The organism is Halomonas sp. BDJS001 (genome assembly GCF_026104355.1).
Taxonomy (GTDB): domain Bacteria; phylum Pseudomonadota; class Gammaproteobacteria; order Pseudomonadales; family Halomonadaceae; genus Vreelandella.
Window position 1 is genome coordinate 2,908,448 of record NZ_CP110535.1, and the last position, 13,783, is coordinate 2,922,230.

Below are 13,783 nucleotides of genomic sequence, written 5' to 3' on the forward strand. Positions count from 1 at the left end.
AGCTACTCTCCTGCCGCCATCGCCTCCAGCTCCATCCAGCGTTCCATAGCGACTTCTAATGCCTTCTGCACCTTTTCAAGGGTTTGCAGCTTAGCCGTCACGGCGTCGGCATTCTGCTGATAAAACGCAGGGTCACCAATTTCGCTCTCTAACGCCTCTACTTGCCCCTCAAGACGTTCGATTTCAGCGGGCAGTGAATCTAACTCACGCTGTAGATTGTAGGAGAGTTTGACGCTCTTCTTGGCCGCTGCGACGGGTGCTTCGACCACCTTTTTAGGCGCTTCCGAAGTGGGCTCGGTACGCTGACGCGCCGCCCCTTCCCAAGGCGCAGGTGGTAGCTTGCCACCCTGACGAATCCAGTCGGTATAGCCACCCACGTACTCACGCACAACGCCATCGCCTTCAAAGGCGAGCATGCTGGTCACCACGTTATCCATAAAGGTTCGGTCGTGGGAAACCAGCAGCAGCGTGCCATCGAAATCGAGCAGCAGCTCTTCAAGCAGCTCCAGGGTTTCCATATCGAGATCGTTGGTGGGCTCATCGAGCACCAGCACATTGGCTGGCTGGGTGAACAGCTTGGCCAGCAGTAGGCGGTTGGACTCACCACCGGAGAGCGCTTTCACCGGCTGGCGCACTCGCTCGGGGGTGAACAGAAAGTCCTGCAGGTAGCTCATCACATGGCGATCTTTACCACCCACGCTGACCCGGTCGCTGCCTTGGGCAACATTGTCGTAAACGGTTTTTTCGAGCTCCAACCCGGCGCGCAGCTGATCGAAATAGGCCACTTTGAGATTGGTGCCCATCTGCACCTTGCCTTCCGTGGGCTCCAGCTCGCCCAGCAGGATTTTCAGCAGGGTGGTCTTGCCCGCGCCGTTGCGCCCCAGGAAGCCGATTCGGTCACCGCGCAGTACTTCAAGGTTGATATCGCGCAGTATCACCTCGTCACCAAACCGCTGGGTGACGCCTTGCAACTCCACAACGCGCTTGCCGGTGCGCTCGCCGCGATCCACCGTTAAATTGGCATTACCTTGACGCTCACGGCGCTGGCTGCGCTCGTTGCGCATCGCTTCAAGTGCTCGTACGCGCCCTTCGTTACGGGTACGCCGGGCTTTAACGCCCTGACGAATCCAGGCTTCTTCCTGGGCAAGTTTTTTATCGAACTCGGCGTTCTCCCTCGCTTCTACTTCAAGCTCATGCTGCTTGCGAGCCTGATACTCTTCGTACTTGCCGGGATAGCGCCCTAGCTGGCCACGGTCTAACTCCAGAATATTGGTCGCTAGTTTGGAGAGAAACGCCCTATCGTGGGTAATCAGCAGCACCGCGCCATTAAAGGCCAGCAGCTGCTCTTCCAACCAGGCAATGGTGTCTAAGTCCAAGTGGTTGGTGGGCTCATCGAGCAGCAGCAGATCCGGCTCGGCCACCAGCGCGCGAGCCAGTGCTACCCGGCGACGCCAACCACCGGAGAGCGAGCTCATCTCAGCCGCAGGGGGAAGGCCCAATCGGGTCAGCACGGTATCGATACGCTGGTGGAAAGACCAGCCATCAATGGCTTCCAGGCGCGTTTGCAGGGTCGCCATGCGATCCATATCGGGGTCGGGATCATTGATCAGGTGGTCATACTCGGAGAGTAGCTCCCCGGCTTCCGGCAGGCCTTGGGCGACCATATCGAAAATGGTCAAGCCAGATGACTCGGGCAACTCTTGGGCTAATACGCCTATTTTCAGGCCAGGTGCCCGCCAGATGGAGCCATCGTCGGGCAGGATATCACCCGCTACCAGCTTCAGCAGAGTGGACTTGCCGGTGCCATTGCGCCCGACCAGCGCCAGCCGCTCGCCTTTTTCAACCGTCAGGTCGGCGCGATTGAGTAGTACATGGGTGCCGTAAGCGAGTTGCAGCTGTTCGAGTCGTAACAGGGCCACGCGGTGTCCTCCTTAAACATAAGGCGCACAGTGTAACGCATGAGCGGCCCAGGAGGGGGAACCATATAGAGGTGAATCGTAGAGCGGAAATCACCAGCGTGATACGGTTTTGCTAGCAACGACAATATCTCAATCAAAAAACGACTTTTAAAGGCGGGCTGACAGTGACGGTGACCGTCTCGATGCATTTTGTAAATGAGCTGTTTAAAGGCTTGCCCAGCAGCTCAACATCGCCCACACGCTACCTGGAACGGGCGGGTATTTCGCCCTTTTTACTTTCGGCCCCCCATGGCCGCGTCACGGTTGAGCAGTTTGCCGAACTGTATCGCGGGCTGGTGAACGAACTGGACGATGAAACGCCCGGCTTCTTTTCCCGCCCATTGCGGGGAGGCACCCTGAAGCTGCTGTGTTTAAGCATGCTGGATGCGCCCAATTTACAGGTTGCGCTGCACCGCTATACGCAGTTCTTCCGTATTCTTCTCGACGATTTTGGCTATGTGTTTACGCTTGAAGGAGACTTCGCTTGCATGGCGCTAATAGAGCATGCGCCCTTATTGGGCAGCCGCACTCTGATTCATGAGCTGATGCTCAAGCTGTTCCACGGCATCGCGTCGTGGATGATTGCGCGTAAAATACCGCCCATTTTGATGGAGTGCGCTTACCCCCAGCCGCCATACAGCGCTGATTATCTCTATTTTTACCCCGGCACGGTGCGCTTTGAGCAGGCACAAACCGCGATCTATATAGACCGCGATTTCCTTGATCACCCTATTCGACAGACCAAGAAACACCTGGGCGCTTTTCTAAAGCGCGCCCCGGCAGACTGGTTCTATGTGTCGTTTGCAGATCGCCTGCTCACCCACCGGGTGCGCGAACACCTCGCACGCCACCTGACCACTTCCGGCACAGTGCATAGCGTCGCTGATGCGTTGCATATGTCCCCACGTACACTGGCGCGGCATCTCAAAAGGGAGGGCACTCACTTTCAAGCGGTCAAGGATGAGTACCGCCGCGATGTAGCGATTCAGGCTCTTACCTGCAGTGAGAAGCCGCTGATCAGCATCGCGGAGGCGTTGAGCTTTGAGGATCTAGCCTGCTTTAGTCGTGCCTTTAAAACCTGGACAGGGAATTCGCCCGCCGCGTATCGCAAAGCACGCACGGCGGGGAATGTTCGCTAATCTACCGAGGGAATAGCCTAAATTTCGGTGCGGATACGTTTCTTATCCAGCTTGCCCACGCTGGTTTTGGGTATCTCATCGACGAAGCGAATCATGCTGGGAACCGCCCAGCGGTTGAGCTTTCCTTGAGCCACAAACTGCTCTAAAAACGCCTGTACGGTTTCGGTGGTGGGCGGGTTGTTCAGATCCACGGGGACAGCTAATGCGGCCGGCCGCTCCCCCCATTTATCGTCCGCCACCCCGATCACCGCCACTTCGGCAATGCCTGGGCACTGGCTGATATAACTCTCCAGCTCCAACGATGAGAGCCACTCGCCGCCGGTTTTAATCACATCTTTAATGCGGTCGCTAATGGTCAGAAAGCCCCGCTCATCAAGCGAGCCCACATCCCCGGTATGCAGCCAGCCGTTGCGCCATAGCTCCGCACTGCGCTTCTCCTCTTTATAGTAGGCCTGGGTCAGCCAGGGCGCTTGAACACGGACTTCGCCAACGCTTTTACCATCACTGGGTAGCGGCTCGCCGTCCGCATCGACCACTTGCAGTTTAACCAATGGTATCGGCAGGCCCGCTTTACAGCGCCAGGGTAGCTGGGTCTCAAAATCGGCTTCGCCGATATCCTGCGGTAGAATATCGGCAGTGAGTAGCGGGCAGGTTTCCGACATACCATATGCACTGCGAGTGTCGATCCCCAACGCCCATGCCTTGCTCGCTAGCGACTCGGTTAACGCACTGCCGCCGACCAATACTTTCCAGCCGGAGAGGTCGACCTGTTTTGAGGCAATCGCCTCGGCGCTAACGACCATGTTGAGCAACGTTGGCACGCAGTGGGAGAAATCGACCTTCTCGCTAACCAGCAATTTGACCAACATTTCCGGCTCGTAGCGGCCAGGGTAGACCTGGGTAGCCCCCATCAGCGTGGCGGTATACGGCACTCCCCAGGCGTGAACGTGAAACATGGGGGTAATTGGCATATAGACCTTGTCGCGGTTGAGCAGCTCAAAACCGGGCGCCTGGAAAGCGCTAGACTCATTCAAGGTATGCAGCACCAACTGGCGGTGGGTGAAGAAAACCCCTTTGGGGTTACCCGTGGTGCCGGTGGTGTAGAACAGCGTAGCAACGGCGTTTTCATCAAAGGTGGGAAAATTGTAGTGGGTGGGCTGCTGGCTTAATAGCGCTTCAAACTCCCCCACCAGTGGCAGCGAGGTTTCGACTGTTTGCGGAGCCTCCTGACACAGCAGGTAGCCACGTACTTGGGGCAGTTTATCGGCCAGCGGCTCAAGCAGCGGCACAAACTCTTCATGCACGATGACGAAAACGTCTTCGGCGTGATCCATGGTGTAGAGGATTTGCTCCGGAGCCAGGCGCACGTTCACCGTGTGGAGTACCGCGCCGATCATTGGAATGGCGAAGAAGCACTCCAGATAGCGGTGGCTATCCCAATCCAGCACCGCAACTACGTCACCGGCTTGTACGCCCTGGGATGTCAGCGTATGGGCCAGTTGGTGCACCCTCTCACGAAAGCGCTCGTAGTTGTGACGACTCTGATCCCGGTAGACAATTTGATTATCGCCCGCCATGCGCACGCCTGCCTCCAGCAGGTCGCCAATCATTAAAGCGGGGTTTGTCGCAGAGGCCGCGGCGGGTAAAATTTTTGGGGTAACCGAAAACATAAACACTCCTTTAAACTTGTTCTTGTGGCAATCAAGTTAAATCAGCCGCGCTCGATTAGCAGGGCGATACCCTGCCCCCCACCAATACACAGGGTGATCAAGCCGTAGCGGCCATTGATACGCTCCAGCTCGTGTAGCGCTTTGAGAATCAGAATAGCCCCGGTGGCCCCCACCGGATGCCCCAAGGCCACCGCGCCGCCGTTGGGATTGAGCTTCGCTAACGGGAAACCAAGCGTTTCCGCCACCGCCATGGCTTGGGCAGCAAAGGCTTCGTTGGACTCAATCACATCAATATCGTTGATGTTTAGCCCCGCCTGCTGCAGGCAGCGTTTCACTGCAGGAATCGGCCCCAGCCCCATCACCCCGGGCTCAACGCCTGCAGTAGTGGCAACGCGTAGATGCGCCCTGGGCACTAAGCCGCGCTGCGCGGCTTCATCGCCGTGGGCCAGCACCAACGTGGCCGCACCGTCGTTAATTCCCGAGGCATTGCCTGCGGTAACCACGCCATCTTTCTGGAAGGCAGGCTTAAGCCGCGCTAAGTCGCTAAACTCAACACCTTCGCGTACATGCTCATCGCGCAAGAAGGGTACTGTTTGCTTACCGCGGCTGACCTCCACCGCGACGATTTGATCATCAAAGCGGCCTTCCGCGATGGCACGCGTCGCTTTTTGATGGCTCTCAAGGGCAAACTGATCCAGTTGTTCTCGACTTAAGCCATACTGCTTGGCAATGTTCTCGGCGGTGCAGCCCATATGCCCGCTGCCAAAGGGGTCACTCAAGATGCCCAGGGTTAAATCCTCAACGTTCAACTCCCCCATACGCACGCCGTTGCGCGCCTGTGGCGGCAGCAGGTAAGCCCCTCTCGACATTGACTCAGCGCCACCTGCCAGCGCTAAGCGGCTATCCCCCATGGCAATCTGCTGGGCGGCTGAAACCACCGCCTGTACGCCTGAACCACACAGCCGATTGATGTTGAACGCCCCGGCCTCTTTCGGCACGCCAGCTTCGAGGGCAATATGGCGCGCCAGATAGGCATCCTGGGGGCCGGTGGTAATAATATGGCCGTATACCGAGTGATCGATATCGCCGCCCTCAACGCCTGCCCGGCGCAACGCCTCTTTGGCGGTGATCGCCCCCAGTTCAAACGGCGCCTTGGTTGAGAGCGACCCGCCAAAACTCCCGATCGCGGTTCGTGCACCGCCTAATATCACTACATCATCCAACCGCATGGCTCTCTCCTGTGTTCAAACGCCTTGCTTTTTCATTCAATCACATAGCTAAGCCACTTTGCCCAGCAGCGAGCGGGCGACCACTTCTTTCATGATCTCTGAGCTGCCGGCATAAATCGTTTGTACTCGGGCATCCAGATAAAAGCGTGAAATGGGATATTCGTGGGTGTAGCCGTAACCGCCGAATAGCTGCAGGCAGCGATCCACCGCTTGACACTGCAGCTCGCTGAGCTGAAGTTTTAAAATCGCCGCATCCGTGCTGCTCATGGTGCCCTGGCGGTACTTTTCGACGCAGTGCTCAAAGTAGGCGCGGGCTACGTCCAACTGGGCTTTGATCTCTGCCAAGGTAAAGCGGGTATTTTGAAAATCCGCCACCCGCTGTCCAAACGCTTGACGCTGCTGTACGTACTCCAACGTCAGCGCCAACGCTCCTTCTACAGCGCCCAACGCCTGAGCTCCGACTCCCAGGCGCTCACGGGGCAGTTCCTGCATTAAGTAGCGAAACCCAGCACCCTCTTCACCCAGCAGCGCATCATGGGGTAGCTGCATCCGATCAAAGGCAAGCTCGGCGGTGTCGCTGGCGTGCTGACCGATCTTTTAATCGGCTTACCCCGCGAGAAGCCAGATAAGTGGGTATCGACCAAAAACAGCGAGACCCCTTTGGCACCGGCGACGGGATCCGTTTTGGCACACACAATGACTAAGTCGGCAAACTGGCCGTTGGTGATAAAGATTTTGCTGCCGTTTAACTCCCAGCCCTCGGCAGTGCGCTTTGCGCGGGTTCTCATTGACGCAAGATCACTCCCCGCATGGGGTTCGGTCATCGCGATGGCGCCAAGATATTCACCACGAGCCATGGCAGGCAGCCACTGCTCCCGCTGAGCAGCTGTTCCCAAATTTTGTAGGTAGGGCATCACGATATTGGCGTGAATATTATAAGCGCTGGCCAGGCCACCAAACCCTTGGCGGGACAACTCTTCCAGCGCCAGCTGGGTGATGGCAATATCAGCGCCCGATCCGCCATGCTGTTCGTCCAGGTCAATACCGAGCAGGCCCGCAGCACCCAGCGCATGCCACAGCGAGCGGGGTATTTCGCCTGAGGCCTCCCACTCATCATAGTAAGGGGCGACCTCCTGACGGAGGCAGCGTTTGATCATGGCGTGAAACAGTTCGGTCGTTTGCGCGTCCATGCTCACCCCTTGAGCTCTTGGCGTAGATGGCGCTTGAGAATTTTGCCTGCGGTACTCTTGGGTAGCGCATCGGCAAAGAGGATGCGCTTAGGTACTTTATAAGGCGCCATCAGCGTTTTTGCATGATGGATCAGCTCCTCCTCGCTTGCCTCTTGGCCCTCTTTCAGTACCACCACTGCCGTAATGGCTTCGATCCACTTCTCATCCGGCTGGCCGATCACCGCCACTTCGGATACCGCCGGGTGCTTGAATAGCCCCTCCTCTACTTCACGGCTAGCCACCAGCACGCCGCCGGTATTGATCACGTCCTTGATCCGGTCAACAACGTATAAGTAGCCCGCTTCATCAAAGTAGCCCATATCCCCGGAGTGGAACCAACCACCCTGGAAGGCTTCTTCAGTCATCGCCGGTTTATCCCAGTACCCTTTCATCAATTGCGGCGAGCGGTGGACGATTTCACCATGCTCGCCGGGTGGGACGTCATTCATATCGAGATCGACGATGCGGGTTTCCACCGTCAGAATGGGCCGCCCGGCAGACGCTGGGCGCTCGGCGTGCTCTTCAGGGCGCAACACGGTAGCCAAGGGGGCAATTTCGCTCTGTCCATAACAGTTGTATAGCCCTACGCCCGGTATACGCTGCTGAAGCTCCTCCAGTACCGGCACCGGCATAATCGAAGCACCGTAATAGGCTTTATTGAGAGCGCTTAAATCAAAGCGATCAAATTCAGCGTGGCGCAGCAGGCTGATCCAGACCGTGGGCGGGGCAAAAAATGACGCAATCTGATGCTCAGCTATGGCGCTCAAGCACAGCTCGGGAAGCGGCGCCTCTAGCAAATAGACAGGTGCGCCTAGCAACAGCGCCGGCATGAGAAAGACGTGCATTTGCGCTGAGTGGTAGAGCGGCAGCGCGGCGAGCATTGCCTCGCTGCCTTTGATATCCAGCTCGACCATACAAGCCATATATTCGGCCATCAGTGCCTGATGGGTCATCATCGCGGCCTTAGGCGCGGCGGTGGTGCCTGAGGTGTAGAGCAGTTGGGCAAGATTTATGCCGTCGACCGTTACGTTGGGCTCTTCGCTACTCTTTTCACTATTGGGCGCTTCACTACTGGATCCTGAAACTGCATGAGCGAGTACATCAAAGCTTTTCGCATCCCGCCCCTGATCCGCATGCAGGGTGCCCATCATGGTTAGATCCAAGCCTTCGGTCGCGGCACTTACTTTGTCGGCGAGGCTGATATCGCTGAGCAGGCCAGTTGCTCCCGACTGGTCAAGAATATAGCGCAGCTCATCGCTGCTTAAAGCGAAATTGATCGGCACATGCACCAACCCCGCTTTAGCAGCGGCAAGCCAGGCGATGACATAGGCATCAGAGTTTTTGCCATACACAGCCAGCCGATCACCTGGCGTAAGCCCGGCTGCCAGCAGGCCATTGGCTACGCGGTTGGCTGCCTGGTTGAGCGTTTGATAGCGCCATTGGCGCTCGCCAAATACCAGCGCCAGCTGGTGAGAATATTTTCGCGCGCTGCGGTTTAGAGCAGCCCCGATACTGTTTTGCTGAATAACCGACGTTTCCGGCATGCCAAATCCTCTGAGTTGTTGTAGTGAGTTGGCAAAGACTTAACTGTTTACCAGCGGGCAGACACTCTCTGAAAGCGGACGGAAGGCCTCATCTGCAGGAATGGTGCGAATAACATGAAAGAGATCATCCTCATCCTGCGACTCTTCGGGTGTTTTCACTTCGACTAAATACATATCGTGAACCATGCGGCCATCCGCGCGGATGTAGCCACCGGTGGCGAAGATGTCGTTAATGGGGGTATCAGCCATTTGCTGACGGACGGTTTGGGTGTCATCGGTGCCGGTAGCTTCAATCGCTTCAAGGTAGTGGCGAGTACTGGAATAGAGACCCGCGTGTACCATGGTAGGCATGCTGCCGGTACGCTCACGGAAACGCTCCGCCCAGGCCCGGGTTTCTTCGTTTAAATCGTAGTACCACGCTTTGGTAAACTGCAGACCCTGCGCGTTCTCCAAGCCAATGCTGCGTATATCAGTACTAAACAGCACCATGCCCGCCAGAATCTGCCCTGCCTGGGTAATGCCGAATTCCCCTGCTGTCTGCACCGCGTTGATCGTATCGCCACCCGCGTTATTCAGCGCAATGACATCAGCGCCGGAAGCCTGGGCCTGGAGCATAAAGGAGGAGAAGTCACTGCTGGGGAAAGGGTGGCGAGCGCTGCCCACGATAGTCCCGCCATTTTTAGTCACCACTCTCGTGACGTCGGCTTCCAGTGCATGGCCAAAGGAGTAGTCAGCGCTTAACAGATACCAATTTTTGTGACCCTCATCGGTGATCGCCTTTGCCGTACCGTTGGACATCGCCCAGGTGTCATAAACCCAGTGAATGTGATTGGGCGAACAGTGCTCATTGGTAATAGCTGAAGAGACAGCACCATTGACCAACCCAAGTTTATCCGCCTCTTCCAGCAGGCTCACCGCCGCCAGAGTGACAGAAGATGCCACTAGCCCGGTGACCATATCGACGTTACGCTCATCGATCCACTCACGGACGACGCTTGAGCCTACATCCGGACTATTACGGTCATCGGCGCTAAACACCACAATATTGGCTCCGTTGACGCTGCCGCCCATATCTTCAATCGCCATATTGATAGCGTCTTCACCCAACGGGCCAATGGGGTCGCGGTAAACGCCCGACATATCGGCTAAATAACCAATACGGATTTCGTTATCAGAGATACCCTCAGCAGCGACAGTAACTGACGCATAGCTGGCCATCAGAACGGCAGCGGCGAGGGTTGAAGTAGCAAAACGGTGAGATGGCCGGTGAGATGAACGATAAGATAGTTGCATTGTTATGTGGCTCTCTTTTGTTGTTATTAAAGGGTGTTATTGAATCAAGCACAGCGACGTTGCACGCCATAGCTTGCGTTCATCTTAGGCGCTAATAAGCGCCAGCTGTTTACCTATCAAGCCAGATTTTTTGCAATTCGTGCCATTTCCTTGCGTCCATCATCTTTAACACACCATTAGTCGATGCTTGCGCATACCGTTACAATGGTGCTTTTGCATATTGAACGGGGAGACACCTTTGGCCACCGCTTATGCCGATGATTTTTTACCCGAAGCGCTTCAGTTTCGCCCTAGCGCCCCTTTGGTGGATATCGGCGCTAACTTGACCCATGAAAGCTTCGGGCGTGATCTTGAGGCGGTTATCCAGCGTGCCCGGGCGGCGCAGGTAACCACCATGATCGTCACCGGCACCGACCTGACCCACGCCGAGCAAGCGGTTGCGCTGGCCAAGCAGTATCCGGGCCTCTACGCCACAGCGGGAGTGCATCCTCACGACGCCAGTCGCTGGGATGACAACCTTGAGCGCGCCATGGCGGCCCTGCATGCCATGCCGGAAGTCGTCGCCGTAGGCGAGTGTGGCTTGGATTTTAATCGCAACTTCTCAACGCCCCAGGAGCAGGAGCGGGCCTTTGAAGCACAGCTGGCACTGGCAGCAGAAAGCGGTTTGCCGCTGTTTTTGCACGAGCGGGATGCGGGCCAGCGTATGCGCGAAATCCTGCATGCGTGGCGAGACGACATCAGCCGCGCGGTAGTGCACTGTTTTACCGCTGACCGCGATACGCTGTTTGGTTATCTCGACCTAGACTTGCATATAGGCCTGACCGGTTGGATTTGCGACGAGCGGCGCGGTCATCATTTGCGCCCTCTGGTAAGCGATATACCGCTTGAGCGATTAATGGTGGAAACCGACTGCCCTTATCTGTTACCCCGCAACCTACCGGCGAAGTTAAAGGGTCGCCGGCACGAACCGGCGTTGCTACCGTGGATTGTTCGCGAGATCGCCCAGTGGCAAGGTATTAGCGAAACTGAGCTAGGCGCGGCAACCACACAGACCGCCCAGCGTTTTTTCCGTCTTCCCACGGAATCTTAACAGGAGTATTAGCGTGGTCGATTATCCAGGGTTTATAGCCATAGAGACAGGCGAAGACGATGGCCTTCCGCTAGCCATTGCCTGGTCGCTGCCCGATGGCCGTGTAAAACAGACATTGATTCAGCCGGACGATAGCTGGATCAAAGAAGATACCAATGCCATGGGCGCTTACAGCATGGAAGAGCTGGAGAGCTTAGGGGTTAGTCCGCTTGAGGTAATTCGCGAGCTTGAGAACGACCACTTCTCCGCCACGCTGTATACCAGCGACAATGGCGACGACGAAGCGGCACTAGCGCGCCTTTTTGACACCTACGGGCTTGATCCTTTTGTTGAGCTAGCCCCAGCGTCGGTGCTCTACCCTTCACTTGCCCCAGGCGAATGGCACCGCCAACGGCGCGAAACGTTCAGCGAGCTTGGGCTGGAGCCAATGCGCCCCGAACATGAGCTTGAAGTTATGCTATCGATGCATCAGCGCCTGACCGAGGAGGATTAAGCCGACAGCGCTTTATCCCTTTCATCCAAGGTGGCATGAGCCTGTGCCACGGCTTCCGCTAACGTCGCCTGGTCAGAGTAGTAACCTCTAAGCGCCACCTGAAAGGCGTTGGCGCGAGCTGGCAAGCCCTTTTCCAAATAGCGTTGGGCGCGGGCCTCTACTCGCGCCGCAAAAGCCGCTATATCCACCTCGATATCGCCGCCTAAATTATCCACGCTGACATGGAACACCCGACCACAGGCACGGGTAAAAATAGACTCCAGCGCCTGTGGGGCTATTTCAGCCTGCTCGAATGCCCTCTGCTGTTCGGCATTACGGCCATCTGGGCAATACCAGTAGCCGTAATCCTCCAACTGGCGTCGCTTTTCACCGGCAATACACCAATGACTGATTTCGTGCAGCGCACTGGCATAGTAGCCCCGCGCAAAGATAACTTGATGATAAGGGGTTTCACTGTTAGCGGGCCGATAGAGAGGCTCGTCCCCGCCTCGAACCAATCGGGTTTGATAGCGCTCAGCAAAAACCCCGTCGAAAAGCGCGGTAATATCGGTTAGCGTCCATCGATCCTGCGTATCACTCACATTGACCTCGTTTGTCATTGGTTTTGAGACATTATACCTGCACAGTTAACGCAAGCTAACGGCTAGCCCCAAAGGCAGTCGCTCCTGCTAATATAGCGGCCTTTCATAGCAAATTTTACCCATTAGGAGTCAACAAGTGGGCGGTTTTACTCAAAACGTTAGATCAGTGTACTGGCCAGAAACCCGAGCCTTAATCTTTTTGGCACTGCCTATTTGTGGTGCCCAGCTGGCTCAGGCGGGGATGAGCGTTGTCGATGTGATGATGACCGGCCGACATAATGCCACGTCCCTTGCCGCCGTATCGGTGGGTTCGAGTCTATGGATGCCGCTCATGCTCTTTATGACCGGCACTTTGATGGGGCTGACACCCATAGTGGCTCATTTGCTAGGCGGGCAGCGCAATACGGCTATCCGCCCGGCCGTCCACCAGGCGCTGTGGGTCGCGCTAGTGCTAGGCGCCGTAGCTGCAGTGCTGCTTTGGTCGGCCATCATGCCGATATTTGAATTGATGAGCGTGCCACCAGCGGTCGCCAGCCAATCTGCCGCCTATTTGTCAGCCATCGCTTTTGGCATGCCGGGGATCGCCCTCTTTCAGGCGCTTAGAGCGTTCTCCGATGGCATGAATCATACCCGCCCGGCGCTATGGATCAGCTTGGTCGGTTTAAGCGTGAATATTCCTGCCAACTACCTCTTGATCTACGGCGGTGATGGCTTGGTTGATCTATTTGGCCCCGTGGTTCCCACTAGTTTGCAACAGTTACCTGCCTTGGGCGCTTTTGGCTGTGGCATTGCGACGGCACTCTCCATGTGGACGATGGCGCTGGCGATGGCCTACTACACGCGCAGAGGAAGTACTTATAAAAGCGTTGCGATTTGGCACAAACTGACACCGCCCCAATGGCTAGGTATACGTGAATTAGTGGTGGTGGGCGTTCCCATTGGCGTGGCCATTTTTGTTGAAGTAACCCTGTTCACGCTCATTGCACTCTTCATTGCCAGCTTTGGTGAGGTCACGGTAGGTGCCCACCAAATAGCGCTAAGTTTCACCTCCATTCTGTTTATGCTGCCCCTGTCGCTTAGTATGGCGCTGACCGTAAGAGTCGGTAACACCCTCGGTCAGCAACGCTTGGCACACGCCCGTAAAGTTGCCTGGAATGGTATTGTTATTAGTGTCATCGTTGCAGCTATTAACAGCGTCCTGCTATGGGTAAGTGCCGTACCGGTGATTGCACTTTACACCTCCAATAGTGAGATACAGGCGTTAGCGCTCTCGATCATTGCCTTGGCCGTTATTTTCCAACTCTCCGACTCGTTACAGGTCAATTTAGCAGGCGCCTTACGCGGCTATAAAGATACTCGCATTGTGATGGTGATTACGGTGCTCTCGTACTGGTTCGTAGGGCTCGGCGGCGGCCACTGGCTGGGCTCTCATGGAGTGGGTGACATGGTTGCTCCACTTGGGGTGCATGGCTACTGGATTGGCTTGATCGCGGGCCTAAGCACTGCGGCCCTACTACTTGGCTGGCGTTTACAGCGTATTAGCATTCGGGGGTGAAA

At 56.3% G+C, this 13,783-nt stretch carries 10 protein-coding genes and 1 pseudogene; 4 read left to right on the forward strand and 7 right to left on the reverse strand.

The window, feature by feature from the left end; all coding sequences use genetic code 11:
* Positions 1-2: 2 nt before the first annotated feature.
* On the reverse strand, positions 3-1,919 hold the full coding sequence (locus tag OM794_RS13525; RefSeq protein WP_226250949.1) for an ATP-binding cassette domain-containing protein: 1,917 nt from the start codon (positions 1,917-1,919) through the stop codon (positions 3-5).
* Between the two features lie 182 nt (positions 1,920-2,101).
* On the opposite strand from OM794_RS13525, the gene OM794_RS13530 reads away from it, so the two are divergent.
* Positions 2,102-3,097: an AraC family transcriptional regulator gene (locus tag OM794_RS13530; RefSeq protein WP_226250948.1), complete on the forward strand. Its 996-nt coding sequence runs from the start codon at positions 2,102-2,104 to the stop codon at positions 3,095-3,097.
* A gap of 17 nt (positions 3,098-3,114) precedes the next feature.
* On the opposite strand, the gene OM794_RS13535 is transcribed toward OM794_RS13530, so the two are convergent.
* The 5 genes and pseudogenes from OM794_RS13535 to OM794_RS13555 all read right to left on the reverse strand — a co-directional run bounded on the left by OM794_RS13535 (position 3,115) and on the right by OM794_RS13555 (position 10,062).
* Positions 3,115-4,767: a fatty acid--CoA ligase gene (locus OM794_RS13535; RefSeq protein ID WP_226250947.1), complete on the reverse strand. Its 1,653-nt coding sequence runs from the start codon at positions 4,765-4,767 to the stop codon at positions 3,115-3,117.
* A 41-nt stretch (positions 4,768-4,808) separates the two neighbouring features.
* Positions 4,809-5,996: a beta-ketothiolase BktB gene (bktB, locus tag OM794_RS13540; RefSeq protein WP_226250946.1), complete on the reverse strand. Its 1,188-nt coding sequence runs from the start codon at positions 5,994-5,996 to the stop codon at positions 4,809-4,811.
* A 48-nt stretch (positions 5,997-6,044) separates the two neighbouring features.
* Positions 6,045-7,186, reverse strand: a pseudogene (locus OM794_RS13545) (acyl-CoA dehydrogenase family protein).
* Positions 7,187-7,188: 2 nt separating this feature from the next.
* Positions 7,189-8,769: a fatty acyl-CoA synthetase gene (locus tag OM794_RS13550; RefSeq protein WP_226250944.1), complete on the reverse strand. Its 1,581-nt coding sequence runs from the start codon at positions 8,767-8,769 to the stop codon at positions 7,189-7,191.
* Between the two features lie 39 nt (positions 8,770-8,808).
* The gene (locus OM794_RS13555; protein WP_226250943.1) at positions 8,809-10,062 is read right to left on the reverse strand and encodes an ABC transporter substrate-binding protein; all 1,254 of its coding nucleotides are present in this window, start codon (positions 10,060-10,062) and stop codon (positions 8,809-8,811) included.
* A 238-nt stretch (positions 10,063-10,300) separates the two neighbouring features.
* On the opposite strand from OM794_RS13555, the gene OM794_RS13560 reads away from it, so the two are divergent.
* A complete protein-coding gene (locus OM794_RS13560) occupies positions 10,301-11,152 on the forward strand; it encodes a TatD family hydrolase (RefSeq protein ID WP_226250942.1) in 852 nt (283 codons plus the stop codon).
* 13 nt (positions 11,153-11,165) lie between these two features.
* Positions 11,166-11,645: a hypothetical protein gene (locus tag OM794_RS13565; RefSeq protein WP_226250941.1), complete on the forward strand. Its 480-nt coding sequence runs from the start codon at positions 11,166-11,168 to the stop codon at positions 11,643-11,645.
* Here OM794_RS13565 and OM794_RS13570 read toward each other — a convergent pair.
* A complete protein-coding gene (locus OM794_RS13570; RefSeq protein WP_413229719.1) occupies positions 11,642-12,226 on the reverse strand; it encodes an elongation factor P hydroxylase in 585 nt (194 codons plus the stop codon). The genes OM794_RS13565 and OM794_RS13570 overlap by 4 nt on opposite strands.
* Positions 12,227-12,362: 136 nt before the next feature.
* On the opposite strand from OM794_RS13570, the gene OM794_RS13575 reads away from it, so the two are divergent.
* Positions 12,363-13,781 carry an MATE family efflux transporter gene (locus OM794_RS13575; RefSeq protein ID WP_226250939.1) on the forward strand — a complete coding sequence of 473 codons (1,419 nt, stop codon included), beginning with the start codon at positions 12,363-12,365 and terminating at the stop codon, positions 13,779-13,781.
* Positions 13,782-13,783: the final 2 nt, after the last annotated feature.